The organism is uncultured Campylobacter sp. (assembly GCF_937921625.1).
Classification (GTDB): domain Bacteria; phylum Campylobacterota; class Campylobacteria; order Campylobacterales; family Campylobacteraceae; genus Campylobacter_B.
In genome coordinates, this window is record NZ_CAKZTI010000007.1 from 11,780 (window position 1) to 27,539 (window position 15,760).

The 15,760-nt window shown below is 44.6% G+C and carries 15 protein-coding genes and 1 pseudogene; 14 read left to right on the forward strand and 2 right to left on the reverse strand.

The window, feature by feature from the left end; translation table 11 throughout:
* The first annotated feature begins 13 nt into the window (after window positions 1–13).
* Together Q0101_RS01125 and Q0101_RS01130 are read left to right on the forward strand one after the other, a co-directional pair.
* Window positions 14–769: a septal ring lytic transglycosylase RlpA family protein gene (locus Q0101_RS01125; protein ID WP_297941543.1), complete on the forward strand. Its 756-nt coding sequence runs from the start codon at window positions 14–16 to the stop codon at window positions 767–769.
* A 235-nt stretch (window positions 770–1,004) separates the two neighbouring features.
* Window positions 1,005–1,243, forward strand: a pseudogene (locus Q0101_RS01130) (hypothetical protein).
* A 72-nt stretch (window positions 1,244–1,315) separates the two neighbouring features.
* Here the strand turns inward: Q0101_RS01130 and Q0101_RS01135 are convergent.
* Window positions 1,316–1,798 (reverse strand): hypothetical protein, encoded by a 483-nt coding sequence (locus Q0101_RS01135; RefSeq protein WP_297905386.1) that lies wholly within the window; start codon window positions 1,796–1,798, stop codon window positions 1,316–1,318.
* Between the two features lie 185 nt (window positions 1,799–1,983).
* On the reverse strand, window positions 1,984–2,817 hold the full coding sequence (locus Q0101_RS01140) for a YihY family inner membrane protein (protein WP_297941544.1): 834 nt from the start codon (window positions 2,815–2,817) through the stop codon (window positions 1,984–1,986).
* A gap of 226 nt (window positions 2,818–3,043) precedes the next feature.
* Here Q0101_RS01140 and Q0101_RS01145 point away from each other — a divergent pair, with 226 nt between their 5' ends.
* The 12 genes from Q0101_RS01145 (at window position 3,044) to Q0101_RS01200 (ending at window position 15,757) form a co-directional block, all read left to right on the forward strand.
* A complete protein-coding gene (locus tag Q0101_RS01145; RefSeq protein ID WP_297941573.1) occupies window positions 3,044–5,359 on the forward strand; it encodes a TonB-dependent siderophore receptor in 2,316 nt (771 codons plus the stop codon).
* A 295-nt stretch (window positions 5,360–5,654) separates the two neighbouring features.
* On the forward strand, window positions 5,655–7,073 hold the full coding sequence (locus tag Q0101_RS01150; protein ID WP_297941545.1) for a TrkA C-terminal domain-containing protein: 1,419 nt from the start codon (window positions 5,655–5,657) through the stop codon (window positions 7,071–7,073).
* Between the two features lie 43 nt (window positions 7,074–7,116).
* Window positions 7,117–8,148 (forward strand): 3-dehydroquinate synthase, encoded by a 1,032-nt coding sequence (gene aroB / locus Q0101_RS01155; RefSeq protein WP_297941546.1) that lies wholly within the window; start codon window positions 7,117–7,119, stop codon window positions 8,146–8,148.
* Entirely contained in the window at window positions 8,145–9,854 is a 1,710-nt protein-coding gene (locus tag Q0101_RS01160; protein WP_297941547.1) for a mechanosensitive ion channel family protein, read from the forward strand. Before aroB ends, Q0101_RS01160 begins: the two co-directional genes overlap by 4 nt.
* The gene (gene mtaB / locus Q0101_RS01165; RefSeq protein ID WP_297941549.1) at window positions 9,851–11,083 is read left to right on the forward strand and encodes a tRNA (N(6)-L-threonylcarbamoyladenosine(37)-C(2))-methylthiotransferase MtaB; all 1,233 of its coding nucleotides are present in this window, start codon (window positions 9,851–9,853) and stop codon (window positions 11,081–11,083) included. Before Q0101_RS01160 ends, mtaB begins: the two co-directional genes overlap by 4 nt.
* Window positions 11,052–12,833, forward strand: coding sequence for an AAA family ATPase (locus Q0101_RS01170; RefSeq protein WP_297941550.1), 1,782 nt, complete (start codon window positions 11,052–11,054; stop codon window positions 12,831–12,833). The genes mtaB and Q0101_RS01170 overlap by 32 nt, the downstream gene beginning before the upstream one ends.
* A gap of 29 nt (window positions 12,834–12,862) precedes the next feature.
* The gene (mog, locus tag Q0101_RS01175) at window positions 12,863–13,390 is read left to right on the forward strand and encodes a molybdopterin adenylyltransferase (protein WP_297894536.1); all 528 of its coding nucleotides are present in this window, start codon (window positions 12,863–12,865) and stop codon (window positions 13,388–13,390) included.
* A 65-nt stretch (window positions 13,391–13,455) separates the two neighbouring features.
* Entirely contained in the window at window positions 13,456–13,773 is a 318-nt protein-coding gene (locus tag Q0101_RS01180) for an HMA2 domain-containing protein (protein ID WP_177386684.1), read from the forward strand.
* A 116-nt stretch (window positions 13,774–13,889) separates the two neighbouring features.
* On the forward strand, window positions 13,890–14,381 hold the full coding sequence (locus tag Q0101_RS01185; RefSeq protein WP_297941552.1) for a hypothetical protein: 492 nt from the start codon (window positions 13,890–13,892) through the stop codon (window positions 14,379–14,381).
* 95 nt (window positions 14,382–14,476) lie between these two features.
* Entirely contained in the window at window positions 14,477–14,968 is a 492-nt protein-coding gene (locus Q0101_RS01190) for a hypothetical protein (RefSeq protein WP_297941553.1), read from the forward strand.
* 8 nt (window positions 14,969–14,976) lie between these two features.
* Complete coding sequence (locus Q0101_RS01195; protein ID WP_177386687.1) at window positions 14,977–15,279, forward strand: Cys/Met metabolism pyridoxal-phosphate-dependent enzyme; 303 nt, start codon at window positions 14,977–14,979, stop codon at window positions 15,277–15,279.
* A complete protein-coding gene (locus tag Q0101_RS01200; RefSeq protein ID WP_297941554.1) occupies window positions 15,272–15,757 on the forward strand; it encodes a hypothetical protein in 486 nt (161 codons plus the stop codon). Before Q0101_RS01195 ends, Q0101_RS01200 begins: the two co-directional genes overlap by 8 nt.
* Window positions 15,758–15,760 lie beyond the last annotated feature (3 nt).

Sequence of the window (15,760 nt, forward strand, 5' to 3'; positions counted from 1 at the left end):
GATCGGATCGCAGGTGCCGTACCAGAAAATCGCTCTTTTGAGTGTGCTTTTTGCGCTGATTCTTGCCGGTTGCTCGTTTCGCACCGCACCGTCGTCTAGATCGTCTGCGGGCGGTGCGGGCAAGATCGGCAAAAACTCTCCCGCCACCATGCGCCCTTATAAAATCAACGGCAAAACCTACTATCCAGAGCAGGTAAGCGTCGGTGACACTCAAATCGGCATCGCCAGCTGGTATGGGCCGAATTTTCATGGCAAATACACCTCAAACGGCGAAATTTACGATATGAACGGCATGACCGCCGCGCACAAAACCTATCCAATGAATACGATGGTAAAGGTCACGAATCGCGACACCGGCGCTACCGCAACTGTGCGCATCAACGATCGCGGTCCATTCGTGGATGGTCGCATCATTGATCTTAGCAAAACAGCTGCCAATCTAGTGGGCGTATTTGCCAAAGGCACGGCGCCTGTAAAGCTCGAAGTAGTGGGTTTTTATGGGCACACTATTGCTAAAGGTTCGCCGAAAGCGACCATCGTCGGCGGAAATTTTATGGTACAAATCGGTGCGTTTAGAAACAGAAGCGGCGCACAAATTTATCAGCGCGATTATCATGGCACGGCGGGATATCCTGCGATCATCAAAGAATTTAGCATAGATGGCGCGCCGATTTATCGCGTCTTTTTAAGCGGATTTAAAAGCGAGGATGAGGCGAGAGATTTCGCGCATAATGGCAAATTTACTGGAGCTTTCATCGTAAGAGAGTAGCAGTTTTCTTTGACGGCTTTTCCTTCGTTTTTTGCTTGATAAGGGCTTTGTTAAATTTATTTGTGAGCTACTTGCGGTAAAATTTCCCGTCATCTAATAGTTATCTGCTTTAGCTGCGGCGAAGTGCGAACTACTTGCAAGCTATTCGTAGCAAAAAGTGCGTCTGCCTGCTTAAGCTTTGCTTTTTAATAGGGCGCCGCAGCTGATAAAATTTTATATTGCTAGGGGATAGAGCATGCAAAAATATCCGGAAGTTTATAGTTTAGAAAAGAGTTTGGCTATACTTGAAAAATATAAAGACGAGCTGAGCGTAGAAAACAATACGAGCAAAATAGATCTATCATCTGCAACCACGCGATAGAGGGTATGTTTGCAAACGAGCAAGATATAATCGATCTTATCAAGGTCGATAAGGGAGAAAGAACGCCCGATGAGATAATAAACGAATATAAAAAAGAGTGGGGCGTTTTATAGCGCAGTAGAAAATTTAAATTTGATAGTGAAATATCAGATGTATTTAAATGCAGCTCATTGGTTCTTTGGATTTTAATCGTGCAGAAAAGTTACGACTTCATGTTCTTTTGGAACATATTCCCTATTTTCAATACCGCCGCTGCCATACTCAGACAAGGCTTCATTTAAAATTTTATAAAGCTCGTCTATCGAAATATCTCCAATGTCAGAATTTACGCTTTGGAATTTATATTTGATTTTAAATGGATTTTCCGTGAAATATTTACTTGTAGTCTCATCATAAATTCGCCTTATATCAAGCTCGATATTTTTACCTTTATAATGAAGCAACCAAATATCCTCGCCTGTATAGCCATCCCGTGGATCCGGCAGTTGAGGGCTACCGATAAAGATAAGATAGGTCTGTTTTTGTTTATCTACTACCCAATTTAACCATCTAATATCTTGATCGCTCAATAAAGGTTTTCTAAATTTTGTTCTAATTTTATTAACAGCGTATATAATATCATATTTCTCCAAGTCCTCTTTAGAAATATACTCCGCAATAAACGCCATTCTCTCCTCCTTAAGGAATTCTATAATTTAAAGTAGATCGCTCGTATATAGACCGAGCAAAGACGAGAGCTCAAATTTAATCCTTTCGCTGACGATAACTTATCGTTTAAACAGCCAATTAATATACGATTATCGTCAATTCTTACTATAATCTTTCGTAAAATTCGTTATGAAATTTAAAAATTTCAAGCACTTTGTCGCTCGCCACCTCTTTTAAATTTGGCGTCCAAAAATACGCAGAATTTCACGCCGTATAGGTAGAAAATCCAGCTTATGTAGATCCACAGAAAGAAAAATAGCGCGACCGAAAATGAGCCATATATGCTAAGATAGGTTTTGTTATAAAAGACGTATTGCGCAAAAACCAGTCTTGAAAGCCACCATAAAATCGATGCTACGAGCGATGAGGCAAGCACCGCTTTTGCACGGATCTCGCGGTTGATCGCCGTAGCGTAAGTGATAGCAAAAATCCCCCAAACGATTAAGTAGGGTAGAATTTTAAGCAAATTTATCCAGCTCGTAAGCTCAGTTTTATTTAGTAGCTCCTGAAGCTCGCCGCTGATATAAAACGATGCTCCAAGCCCCACAGGAGCGAGCGTCATCAGCGTCCAGTAGGTGCTTAGGCTCTTAAAAAAGCTTCGCTCGGGCGAATGCGAAATGCGCGCGATAATCGCTTCAAAGTCCCCGAAAAACAGCACCGACGTAACTAACACTGCGCAAAAGCCCGTTACGCCAAGGCTTAGTCCGTTAGCCATAAATTCCTCGATATAGTGTGCCATGCTCGCTTGATTTGCGGGCAGGAAGTTTGAAAAGATAAAGCCCATAATCTTGTCGTAGTAGCCTTTAAAGCTTGGCAGCTGCATAAAAACGCTAAGCGAGACCATCAGCACCGGCAGTAGCGCCAGAATCGTGTGAAAGCTAAGGCTTGATGCATGGTGCATGAGCTCGGTATCGTAGAGGCGGAAAAAATTTTTGAGTCGGTTTTGCGCTTGCTTAAGCGCCGGTATTAGTTTTTTCATACGGGCGATTTTACATTAAAATTTTAGAATTTCATATAAATTTGCACAATTTTTCTTTTGTATCTCAGTATATCGTCTATGAAATTTAAAGCTAAAAAATGCGACTACAAATATATAAATTTATATCTCGAATTTAGCCTAAATTTAGGAAAATTTTTCTAATATGCTAAAAAATAATATTAAATATATCCATAACGAAGGGAAAATAATGGAACGAAGGAAAACGATGAAATTTAAAATTTCATTAGCGGCATGTATGTGCCTACTATGCAGCAGTTTGGCTGCAGCGCAAAGTGGCGGTAATTCTGCGCCTGAAAAGTCGCAGAATATGGGCGTAATCGAGGTAAATTCCGTCGGCGATAATATCAGCGAGAGCGGCATCGACGAGGGCTTTTTGAGCAAAAATGTGCAGCATGGTATCCTTGCGGGCAAGCGCGCTTTGGATCTTCCGTATCAGATCAACACGATCAGTAAGGAGATCATGAACCACCAAGGCGTCACCGGCTACGAGGAGGCGGTCAAATACTTCCCGTCCGCGCAGATTCAGATGCGCGGCGGCGCTACGGTCGGACGCCCGCAGACGCGCGGCTTTGAAGGTAGCGTCGTAGGCAACAGCTTCTGGGACGGCTTTTATACGATTTCGACGACGGCGATTCCGATGGCGATGTTTGAGAGCTTTCAGGTGCAAAACGGCGTCGCAGGCTCGCTCTACGGCGCGCAAAATCCGGTGGGAATTTTCAGCTACACGCGCAAGCGCCCGGTAAAAGATCAATACATAATTTGGAGCGATTATATGTCTCGAAGCAACCTGGGGCTGGGACTTGATCTATCCGATAAATTTGAAAAATTCGGCTACCGCGCGGTGTTTTATGGATCCAACGGCGACAGACAGCCCAAGGGTTCAAATTTACAGCGCCGCTTAGCCAGCGTCACGATGGAATTTTATCCGACGGGCGATCTTACTTTTGAAACCGCGGCGAGCTATTACGAGCACAATACCAAAGGTTTTGCGGGGCAGTTTGCCCTCGGCGTAAAAGACGGCAAGATTACGGACGGAATTACGCTTCCAAGAGCAGTAGATTCCTCAGAGCGCGGTCTTGGGCAGAGCTTCGGAGGTATGCATCTAAAAACCACGACTGCAAGCGCGAAATTTAAATTTACGCCTACCGATAAATGGTATTTAGAGGGCGGCTTTCAGTTTCAGCGCACCGATCGCGACATTCACAGCGTCGTAAACTATTTGCTTCCCGAAGGGTTTGATTGCGCTAATTACGCTGCTTTGCCGAATAATAGAAAGCCTGCTATATGTTTAAGTAACCCAAATGCGAAATGGACGCAGCCGGGCGATTATTATACCCAACATAGCGGCGGTGCTACGGCGGCATATAGATTCGACCTGCCAAGCGGTTATCTCAAGGCCAATACTCAGTTTAACACGGGCGATATCGAGCATGATTTTAGCGTGCAGACCAACGGATACCACTGGACGCAGGATAGATATAAAAACGCGAGTACCAACCATACTTCGCCTACTATCGGTAACATAAACGATCCTAAAATTTTAGATTACACTAACGCTAAGCGCGGAAGCGGGTTATATCATTTCGCAGTAATAGATATGTATAACGTCTCGGTGCTAGACGATATCACGATAAACGATAAATTTGACGTGATGTTAAGCGCATCTAAGGCGTGGATGAGGCAGGAATCCTACAATAAAAACGAGCAAAGACTTGTCAAAGCCTATAGCGATTCGGGCTATAGCTGGGCGGGTAGCTTGATATTCCATCCGATAGAGGACGCTAGCATCTACTACACTTACGCAGATAGCTTACAGCAGGGCTCTACCTATGTTTATAAGAGCGGTCCGCATCGCGGAGAAGTGGTCTCCACGTCGCCGTATCGCTCCAAGCAGCACGAGATCGGCGCCAAGATCCGCGTAGCCGATATGATCGATTTTAGCGTAGCGTATTTTGATATCCGCAGACCTATCGCGTATCTAAATAGCTCTACCGGACTCTATGGCATAAACGGCGAGCAGCGCAACCGTGGATTTGAGTTTATGAGCGGCGGACGAATAACTGAAAATTTAAGCGTGCTCGGAGGCTTTACCTACATCGATCCTAAGATGCATAACGTAAGCATTGAGGGCGCTAATCGCAAGGTCGCAAACGGTATCCCTAAGCTTAACGCAAATTTGATGTTTGATTACGAGATCCCGGGAACCAATAAACTTGCGATCAGCACAAATTTCCACTACACCGGCAAGATGTATCTGGATGATCTAAATACCCAGAGCACTCCTAGCTTTTTCGTTACCGATCTTGGAATGAGATACACGAGCGAGCATCTTTTGGGCGATAAGACCACGCTGCGCTTCAACGTAAATAACGTATTTAACAAAAAATATTGGGCGGGAATGTATCCTGCGAGTGCCGACGGTGCGGGCGGACTTAACGTAACTAGCGTGCTAGGCTCGGCAAACGGCGTAACGCTAGGCGAAAGCAGAAGCTTTATGCTCTCTGCGGAGGTGAAATTTTAAAATCTAGCGGGCTTAAAATTTCTATTTGAGCGGCGCGCGTGCAGATACCGCGACCGCTTTTAAATTTATGAAATTTTATCGCTCTAAGCAGCAAGACTAAATTTAACGAGGCTTGGTTTTAATATATTTTAAAATTTAAGCCTCGCTTTTGGAATTTCAAACTTTGATTTTAAAATTTAGATCTTTAAATTTTTAAGTCACCGCGCCTCGGCTTGCCCGCAAAATTTATCCGCACGCGGTTTAAAATTTAGCCGTTTTTGGTTATAATCTTTGCAAAACCACGAAACGGAGAGCAATGAAACAAGTTTTAATCATCGCAAGCGGAAAGTTTGCACGCCATTTTTTATCCAAAGTTTGTAAAATCAAAGATGTCATCAGATCATATCGCGTCATAGCTAAAAATACGGATGCCGTGCCCGCAGAGCTTGAAAACGAGTCAAATTTTTCGGTCGAGATTTTTGATCCTACTAGCATTGAGCGGTTGCGCGTGGTGCTAGTAGGGGAGGAATTTGACCGCTGCATAATGATAATGGAGGATGAATTTGACACTAAAGTAACGCTTGAAAATTTAAAGACGCTCGCTCCGGATTTAGAGCTTTATGTGGCTGATTTTTGGGGACTTTTGCGCGAAAATAAAAATGAAGCTCACGTAAAAATCGTAAATACCCTTGCGCTAAATTCCTCGCGCTTCATCGGTTTTTTACCCGATAGCCCCGTTTTTGCTGATAATATCGGGCTTGGACGCGGAGAGATAATGGAGGTAAAAGTGCCCGTAGGAAGCTCGTTCGCGTATAAAAAAATCAGCACGCTTTCTAATGCCAAATATCAAATTCCGATGATCTACCGCCACAATAATTACATCGTAACGACGCCCGGCTCGCGGATATATCCGAATGATACGATCTTAGTCGTTGGTGAGCCTAGTGCGCTGCGAGCGGTGTTTGCTGAAGTAAAAAAGCAAAGCGGGCAATTTCCATCGCCGTTTGGGCTAAATATTTTCGCGCTAATCGATATGAAAAAAATGAGCGGTGACGAGATAGCTAGGACGGTTAGGGCGCTTGAGTTTTTGGATTTGCATATTAGAAATCATAAAATTTATTTAAGAATTTTAAATCCGCTGTTAAACGACGCTTTTAGCGAGCTTAAAGCGCTGTTTGAGCGAGATAAATTTGAAATTCTCATCGATTACTCGAGCGAGCTAAATTTAAAGCGCGACGTGAGCGAAAATAAAGCAGGCTTGGTAGTTTGCTCAAGCGGAGTTTTTGAGGCGAAAAAAGCAGCACTTAAAGCGCTTGAAATCCCCGTGCTAAGCCTTGGAGAGGGCGAGCTAAAAGATGTGCGTAAAAGCGTCGTGCTAAGTGCCGGCGAGCGGCTGCGCGAGGAATCGAGTATCGTCTTTGACATTAGCTCACAGCTAGGGCTAGACGTGTATTTGTATCTTTTCGGCGAGAGCGAAAAGGGCGAGTTTGCGCAAAGCTACGTGAGCTTATCGAAGCTTTTTAAGCAGAGTTTATTCGTGATTCCTTGCGAGCGACAAAATCCGATTTTAGCGTTAGGCAGCGAGCGAGATCTGCTGCAGTTCGTGCCATTTAATGATAGAATTTTGGCGCGCAAGCTCACATCTATTTTCAATCAGGATTTGGATCAGATGTATTTTAAACTCGGCAAAAATCATCAAATTTTCGTTCCGAGCGATTACGGGTATGAAAAGTAATCGAAATTTATGTTACAATTACCCAAAAATCAAAGGCTAGCGTATGAAAATCGATCTTAATTTAGGTAAAAAATACAGCGTTTTTATCGACGAATTGCAAGAGATCAAACTTAAAGGCAAGGTAGCGATCATCACAAATCCCAAAGTAGGGGGGCTGTGGCTTGATTTCTTACTGCAGCGGCTAGATTGCGAGCAAAAATTTATCATCACGATCCCAGACGGCGAGGAGTATAAAAATACCGCGAGCGTGGAGCAAATTTTAGAGCAGCTTTTTAGCTCCAAGCTTGATCGCAAAAGCACGCTCATCGCTCTTGGCGGTGGTGTCATTAGCGATATAACGGGCTTTTGCGCGAGCATTTATGAGCGCGGCATCGATTTTATCAATATTCCGACGACCCTGCTAGCGCAAGTAGATGCGAGCGTCGGCGGTAAGACTGGCGTAAATAATCGTTTCGGTAAAAATTTAATCGGCTCCTTTTATCAACCGCGAGCGGTTTATTGCGAGAGCAAATTTTTATCGACGCTTCCTGCGCGGGAGTTTGCCGCAGGCGTTGCGGAGGCTGTAAAGATGGCTGTATGCTTTGATGTCGAACTATTTAAATTTTTCGAAACGCACGATCTGAAAAGCGCCGATGAAATTTCGCACGTAATCGCTCGTTGCGTGGAGATTAAAGCGGGCATCGTAGAGCGTGATGAGCGCGAAAGCGGCGTGCGTGCGGTGTTAAACTACGGACACACCTTTGCTCACGCTATCGAAAAAATTACTAATTATAAAAAATTTTTGCACGGCGAGGCTGTGGCGATTGGCATGGTGATGGCAAACGCGCTAGCGCGCCGTCTCGGCAAGCTAAGCGGCGAACAGGAGGAGCAGATCCGCAAAGTGCTTCAAAAATTTGCGCTTCCGATAAAATTCCACGTAGAGGATGCGGCGGAATTTTACGAGCTGTTTTTTCTCGATAAAAAGAGCGAAAACGGCAAGATAAAATTTATCCTGCCCGACGGCATCGGTAAATTCTACGCTTCCAAAGAGATCGCAAAAGATGAAGTAATCGCAGCGCTGAAAGAGTTTGAATGAGAGCGCTTGCAGCTATTTTTTTGATTTTTAATCTTGCATTTTGCGAGGCAAATTCTACGCTCTCCGCCGCACATACGCGCTTAGAATCTAACGCTAGCTCTGCCGCTGGTGAGAAGAAAGATGAAAATTCTAAGCTATCCGCGTCGCTAAAAGATCAGATCCGTGTTATTGACGATGAGATCAAAAACAATATCTGGATCTCGCGCTTTTCAAATTTCATCGGCTATCAAAATTTACAAAAGCAATCCAACCAGCTCGAAGCGGAGCTAAAAAAGAGCGCCGGCACCGATAAGATCGCAGAGATTCAAAAAAGACTTCGCGCCGTAAAAGAGCAGCTCATACTGCTAAAAGAGTATGAAAAATCTCCGTTTTTAGATATCATCGCGATGCCTGAAACTCCCGAGCCTGCGCGCATTACAAATCCTTTTTCGATAATTTCCGGTTTTTCTACGATTAGAAATTTGCAAGCTCAAAAGATGGAGCAGAAAAACGCCATCGAAAATATTAAAGCTTTAATCGATAAACTTGAAGCAAAAAGGGCGCTATATGAGCGTTTGATGCAGATTGATACGGACGCAAGCGCTGCGGCGGAGCTTAAAAGCTTAGATTACGAGCTTGGCGAGTTCAGCTCCGCGTACGAGATCGCGCAGACTACGTACGACGTTTACGAAAAAAAGATCAACTCTCAAATCGCCGTGCAGACCGCCGATATAAAAGCTCAAATCAAGCGCGCGGGAAACATCGCCGTATGGATACTCATAGTCATCGCGCTGTCGTTTTTCTGCAAGGTAGTGGCGAAAAAATATATCAAAAACGACGAGAATTTTTATATCGTAAATAAAGCTATCAACGTTTTAAATTTCACCCTGATTGCGCTGATACTGCTCTTTTCTTACATCGAGAATATGACGCACTTCGTGACGGTTCTTGGCTTTGCCTCGGCAGGTCTTGCGATTGCGATGAAAGATATGTTTATGAGCTCCTTAGGCTGGCTTACGATCGTGCTTGGCGGCAGCTTTCGCGTGGGCGATCGTATCAGAGTGCATAAAAATGGCGAGACCTACGTAGGCGATATCATCGATATTTCAGTGCTTAGGATGACGATTTTTGAGGACGTCACTATGACTACGTGGAGAGAAAATAAACGCGCAGGCAGGGTAATTTTCATACCGAATAATTATATTTTTACCGATCTTATCTCAAACTACACCCATAGCGGACTTAAGACCGTCTGGGACGGCATCAGCATACTTTTAACATTTGATAGCAACCATAAAAAGGCGATGTATCTCATAAAAAACATCGTACGGAAGTATTCCAAAGGCTACACCGACATCGCCAAAAAGCAGATGGGCAAGCTTCGTTCGCAATACAGCATCAAAAATCCAAACGTCGAGCCTAGAATTTTTAGCTTTTTTGAGCCATACGGCATTGAAATTTCGGTTTGGTATATGACGAACTCTTACGCTACGCTCGGGCTTCGCAGCAACATCTCGGCTGAAATTTTAGACGCCCTAAGAAGCGAGCCCGACATCAAGATCGCCTATCCTGCTTATACGCTTTTTAACGGCAAAAATTATGCGGCTGCGGGCGGAAATTTTGCGGCGCAAGATCTCGGCTCCGAGCAGCAAGGCTCACAAAATTTAAACGCAGCGGCGCAGGGTGCGGGCTTTGCCGCAGGAAGCGGATCGGGGAGCGAAATTTGAAAATTTATTTTAAAACGTTTGGATGCCGCACAAATATCTACGACACGCAGCTTATCAAAAGTAACCTCAAATCGGGCGAGATCACGCACGACGAGCAGGGCGCGGACGTAGTCGTGATAAACTCCTGCACCGTTACGAACGGCGCTGACGCAGACGTGCGAAACTACGTAAATAAGATGAACCGCCTCGGTAAAAAGATATTGCTAACCGGCTGCGGCGCGGTTTCGCGCGGCGAGGAGCTGTATAAAAGCGGCGCGGTCTTCGGCGTGTTCGGGATGTCGCAAAAGGAAAAAATCGACGAGTTTTTGGGCTTGGAGTCGAAATTTTACGATATCGGCGATCTAAGTAGCGTCGAAAAAAGCTTAGTAAGCGACTACGAGGATCACACCAAAGCCTTTATTAAAATTCAAGAAGGGTGCGATTTTAACTGCAGCTACTGCATAATCCCCTCGGTGCGCGGCCGCTCGCGCAGCAGCTCTGAAGACGCGATCTTAAAAGAGGCGGCGAGCCTTGCCGCAAACGGCTTTAGCGAGATCGTGCTAACGGGCACCAATATCGGAAGCTACGGCAAAGCCATGGGCACGAGCCTGGGCGCGCTGCTTCAAAAACTGGGCGCGATACGCGGAATTCGACGCATTCGCCTAGGCAGCATCGAGCCCTCGCAGATCGATGCGAGCTTTCGCGAAATTTTATCCGAGCCCTGGCTGGAGCGGCATCTGCATATCGCGCTTCAGCACACTTCGCAAAAGATGCTAAGCATAATGCGCCGCCGAAATTCCGCGCTGAGGGATTTGGAGCTTTTTTGCGAGCTTGCGGAGCGCGGGTTTGCGCTGGGGACAGACTTTATCGTCGCGCATCCGGGCGAAAGCGAAGAGATTTGGCTCGAAGCGGTAGAAAATTTCAAAAAATTCCCGCTCACGCATCTGCACGCCTTTATCTTTTCGCCGCGGCAAGGGACCGCCTCGGCATCGCTAAAAGGCCGCATAGACGGCAAAACGGCGAAGGCGCGGCTGAAGATGCTGCAAAACATAACGGCGCTGAATAATTATAAATTTCGCCTCTCGCACAAGGTGCCGCTAAATGTGCTGATCGAGCGGAAAAATGGAGAGTTTTATGAAGGATATGATCAATTTTATGATAAAATTTGGATCAAAAGCGATGAGGATTTGTCGAAAAAATGGATGGAGATAAGAGATTATGAGGTTAAATTTGATGGAAATTTTGCATAACATCAAAAAAAGCAAGCTAAATATAATTTTGATTTTTTTAGTGCTGCTTATCGTTTTGCTCTCGATCGTTTATTTTAAAGATGATTCGCGATACATCACCGAGCGCGAATTTAGCGAGCTAGTCCGCGCAGATCAGATCAAGCGCGCGCATATCGAGGACGGCAATTTAAATTTTACCTACGACGGCAAACGCTATAAAATTTTAGTCGATCTCGTAGATCTTAAGGAGCTATCAAATCACGCTCTAATCAGCAAAGAAAAGGATGATGGCACGAGCGGTATTAGCGCGATTTTGGTAATTTTTACATTCGCATTTTTTCTCTTCGTATATTATTTTGAAACCGTTTTGGCTAGACGCCGCAAGATGGACGGCGCCGCGCGTCAGAGCGCTAGCGCAAGCGGCGATCTCGGCGATCTTTCGCCAAGCGTTAGCGACGTGAGATTTAGCGACGTCGCGGGCATCAGCGAGGTTAAGGACGAACTCATAGAGATCGTAGATTTTTTAAAAAATCCCGCAAAATACCGAAATTTTGGCATCAAGCTGCCGAAAGGAATTTTAATGATCGGCGAACCCGGCGTCGGTAAAACGCTTATCGCAAAAGCCGTGGCCGGCGAGGCGGACGTGCCGTTTTTTTACCAAAGCGGCGCAAGCTTTGCCGAGGTCTTTGTAGGCGTCGGCGCTAGGCGGGTTCGCGAGCTGTTTGCGAAGGCTAAATCCTGTGCGCCCGCGATTATTTTTATCGACGAGATCGACGCGGTCGGCGGCAAGCGCGGTATCGGGCGCAACGACGAGCGAGAAGCGACGCTAAATCAGCTGCTGACCGAGATGGACGGGTTTGAGGAAAACAGCGGCGTGATGGTAATCGGCGCAACCAACAAAATAAATTTGATCGACGACGCGCTTCTGCGCTCGGGGCGCTTTGATAGGCGCGTTTTTATCGGGCTTCCGAACTACAAAGACCGCATCGAAATTTTAAAAATTTACCTCGAGGGCAAAAGGTGTAGCGCAAATATCAACAAAGTAAGCCGCCTGTGCGTGGGCTTTAGCGGCGCTGGAGTAGCGACGCTGGTAAATGAAGCGGCGATCAACGCTCTTAAGCGCGGCAGCGATACGATCGAGCTTAGCGATTTTGAAAACGTGCGAATGAGGGTCTTTTACGGCGTGCAAAAAAGTAGAATTCTAACTGAATACGAAAAGGAGATCCAGGCGTTCTATCAGGGCGCAAAGGCGCTTAGCGCGTATTGGTATTCGTTTGATTTCGAAAAGATCGAGCTTTTAAACGATAAATTTTTAAACGAGGATTTCGAGATCGAATCCAAAACGCAAATTTTAAATCAAATCAAAGTGCTTTTAAGCGGCATGGCGGCGCTACAGATCCATAAAAACGACGCTTTTTCAAATTCCGCTAGTGACGTAAAGCAGGCTATCGCGCTGGCGCAAAAGATGGTTTTTGAGCTCGCGATGGGCGATAGTTTCACTCCTAGCGCGCAGAGCGTGAATAAAATTTTGCAAGATTGCTACGACGAGGTAAGCGAGATAATCCGTACGATGCAGGATAAGCTAAATCAAATTTCAAAGCAAATTTTCGTCTATGAGTTCATAACTTTCGAGGATGTTCAAAAGATCTGCGAATCTGATGGTGTGGAGCAAGAGGGCGCTTCTGCGCAGGAGCAAAATTTGCAAAAGCTGGAAAAAGATAGCGAAAGCTCTGAAGAAAAGCCGCAAGACGGCACGCTAAATTTTGATTAAATTTTAAAATTCCAATAAAGGAGAGGAAAATGGTAAAAATAGGTGTTTTAACGATAAGTGATCGCGCCAGCGGTGGCGTTTACGAGGATTTAGGAGGCAAAGAGATAATTGCCGTGATGGATGATTGGCTAACTTGCGAGAAAGAGTATTTTTATGAAATTGTCCCCGATGAGCTAGAGCTGATCAAAGATAAGCTGATTTATCTTTGCGATGAAGCGGGTTGTGATTTGGTGCTAACTACGGGCGGTACGGGTCCTGCTCCACGCGATGTAACGCCTGAAGCGACCGAGGCGGTAAGTGAGAAATTAATGCCAGGCTTTGGCGAACTAATGCGCGCAGAAAGCCAAAAGATCGTGCCTACGGCAATTTTATCGCGTCAGATAGCAGCGATCCGCAAAAAATCTCTGATTATAAATTTACCGGGTAATCCAAAAGCGATTAAAGAGTGCCTTCTGCCAGTGTTTCCTGCCGTGCCGTATTGTATTGATTTAATGGGAGGAAATTACATAACAGCGGATGAAAATAAGATAAAAATATTTCGCCCTAAACGCAAATAATTCGCAAAATTTAGCAGGAATTAAATGATTTATGATATTATTTGGGCGCAAATTTAAGGAAAAATATGAAAATAAATCACAACGATATTTTGGAATTTCATAAGTATTTTAGCAAAATCAGCCACAGCAAAGGTCGTATTCGTATCCGCGTAAGTCCCAAAATTAGGGAGTTGCGAGATAGCGTGAGCGAGGAGAGCCTGAAGGCTAAAATAGCTGCAATTCGCGGGATAAAAGAGTATAAATTTAACTCTCTAATCGGCTCGCTGACGATTCACTACGACGAAAATATTTTTCCGATGCACCTTTGGGAGCAGTTTTTAAGCGGCATCAGTTCGCCTGAGCTAATAGCGCTCGTAAATTCCAATATAGAGGCGATTTCTTGAGCGAAGAAGCATTACGTAGTACCAAAAAATCGCGTAGAATTTCTAATAAATCTCGGAATTTAAATGAGGCACAAATTGCAGATATTGCTCTTTTGCTCGAAAAAGAGGCACAAATTTTGCAGTTTTATTCGCTGGGCGCAGTTAAATTTCAAGATAAAAAGTTAGGAGAGATTCTATCTTTACGAGCTGGATTACTTGAGCGGGTGTTAGACTTTGCAAATTCTTGTGAGCTTGGCGTTACGCCTCCTGAAAATAGCAGTGAGGCACTAGCTGTAAAAGATATGAATGAGTTTTTGGCTTCGGCACTTTTGATAGAAAAAAGCTCTATGATGTTTTATGACGATTTAATTAATTCGTGTAAGAACGCGGAATTTAAAGAGCTGCTGTATAAGGCGCAGGCGGTTTCGTATAATGAAATTTTGCCGATTTTAAAGGAATTAAATTCTAAATACGAGGCTGATTTAAATTCTTTGAATTTCGCTGATTTATTAAATGAAATTTTAAAAAATCCGCAGGAATTAGAGCGGATATTTCAAAAATACGATTTGCAAAATATCTTAAATAGCGCATTTTCTAATTTAATTAAAGGAATTTTGCAGAAAAATTAAATTAGGATTGCAAAAATCTAAAAAAGTCGCTATAATATCAAAATCTATGTAAAGTTGATAAAATGACTTTATAATCTTAACACAAGGAGAATGAAATGCCGATCCCATTTCTAGCAGGTTTTGCGCTTGGTTGCGCGGCGGTTTACGCTTATAACAATCGAGATAAAATCAAAGAAGGTGCGAATAAAATCGTAAGTAGCAAAAGCGTCGAGGAGCTAAAAAATAGCGTCAAAGGCGGAGCGGAAAAATTAAGCAAAAAATCAAAAGAAATTTTTGCGGAAGCCAAAGAAGGTCTAGACGATGTCGCTGAGGCGGTAAAAGGTAAAAGAAAGTCTAGTAGCAAAAAAGCTGCGACAAGTAGCGCTAACACTGAAACTAGCACTGCAAAAAAAACCAGAAAAAAGCCGGGACCAAAACCTGGATTTAAAAGAACTAAAAAATCCACCGCGAGCGCTAAGACTGGCGCAACACCGGTAGGTGAGACATCCGCAGCATCTACTACTCCGCTTAATATCCCGCAGATCGTAAAAATGGACGATAATTCTTCGGTAAAATTTACGTCCGCAGACGACAAATCAGAAAAATAGAGGCTTGAATGAATAGATCACTTACGACACAGCGTTCGCCGCTGGATCACGTTTTAAGCGGCGCTATAGCGGGGGCGATCGGCGGTTGCGCCGTAGAGCTCGTTAAAGCCAAAGAAGGCAAGAGCAAATCTAAAGCGATTCGCGATGCGCTAGATATTGCGCTAAGCGGCGGTATCATTGGCGGCGGCGCGATTTATAGCGCAAATAAACTCGTACAAGGCGAGTATCTACGCGCAGCGGCAGGCGTCGCAGTATGTGTAGGCGCGCTCATTGCGGGTAGAAATTTTATTCTTAAGGTAGGCAATGAGTAATCCCTATATCACAAAAAAAGATTTGAAAGAAATTCTAGACGATTACGATTTTGGTGACAACAAATATGCTAGCAGCTCTGCGGGTAGCTTTGCCGGCGATGAAAAGCTCGGCGGTTGGGCTAAATGGATAAACGAGCGGGTAAATTCTGCACCTTTTAATAGCTCAGCCTCCGACAATGGCTCGGATAGTAAAAATTCCGCCGCTCAAAGCTCAAGAGATGTAAATTCTACTCAGGGCTCCGCTTTCGGTGGAATTTTTAATTCCTTGGGTGGCAGGCAAAACGCGAACGGCTTATTCGGTAGCAACTCATTTATCACAGGCATCGTTCTGGGGGCCGCAGCGACCTATTTTCTCACCGACGAAAATGCGCAAAAAAAGCTTTTTAAGCTCATCGCAAAGGGCACCGAGATGTTTCAGATGGGCGTTGAAGAGATGAAGGAGCGATTCGAAGACGCCAAGGCAGAGATGCAAGAGTAGTCG

Excerpts from the sequence above, each read along its gene's own strand:
- Q0101_RS01195 (WP_177386687.1), top strand. The coding sequence starts at position 14,977 with ATGAATAGATCACTTACGACACAGCGTTCGCCGCTGGATCACGTTTTA.
- Q0101_RS01180 (WP_177386684.1), top strand. The coding sequence starts at position 13,456 with ATGAAAATAAATCACAACGATATTTTGGAATTTCATAAGTATTTTAGC.
- Q0101_RS01150 (WP_297941545.1), top strand. The coding sequence starts at position 5,655 with ATGAAACAAGTTTTAATCATCGCAAGCGGAAAGTTTGCACGCCATTTT.
- Q0101_RS01190 (WP_297941553.1), top strand. The coding sequence starts at position 14,477 with ATGCCGATCCCATTTCTAGCAGGTTTTGCGCTTGGTTGCGCGGCGGTT.
- Q0101_RS01170 (WP_297941550.1), top strand. The coding sequence starts at position 11,052 with ATGAGGTTAAATTTGATGGAAATTTTGCATAACATCAAAAAAAGCAAG.
- mog (WP_297894536.1), top strand. The coding sequence starts at position 12,863 with ATGGTAAAAATAGGTGTTTTAACGATAAGTGATCGCGCCAGCGGTGGC.
- Q0101_RS01140 (WP_297941544.1), bottom strand. The coding sequence starts at position 2,817 with ATGAAAAAACTAATACCGGCGCTTAAGCAAGCGCAAAACCGACTCAAA.
- aroB (WP_297941546.1), top strand. The coding sequence starts at position 7,117 with ATGAAAATCGATCTTAATTTAGGTAAAAAATACAGCGTTTTTATCGAC.
- Q0101_RS01160 (WP_297941547.1), top strand. The coding sequence starts at position 8,145 with ATGAGAGCGCTTGCAGCTATTTTTTTGATTTTTAATCTTGCATTTTGC.
- Q0101_RS01145 (WP_297941573.1), top strand. The coding sequence starts at position 3,044 with ATGAAATTTAAAATTTCATTAGCGGCATGTATGTGCCTACTATGCAGC.
- Q0101_RS01200 (WP_297941554.1), top strand. The coding sequence starts at position 15,272 with ATGAGTAATCCCTATATCACAAAAAAAGATTTGAAAGAAATTCTAGAC.
- Q0101_RS01135 (WP_297905386.1), bottom strand. The coding sequence starts at position 1,798 with ATGGCGTTTATTGCGGAGTATATTTCTAAAGAGGACTTGGAGAAATAT.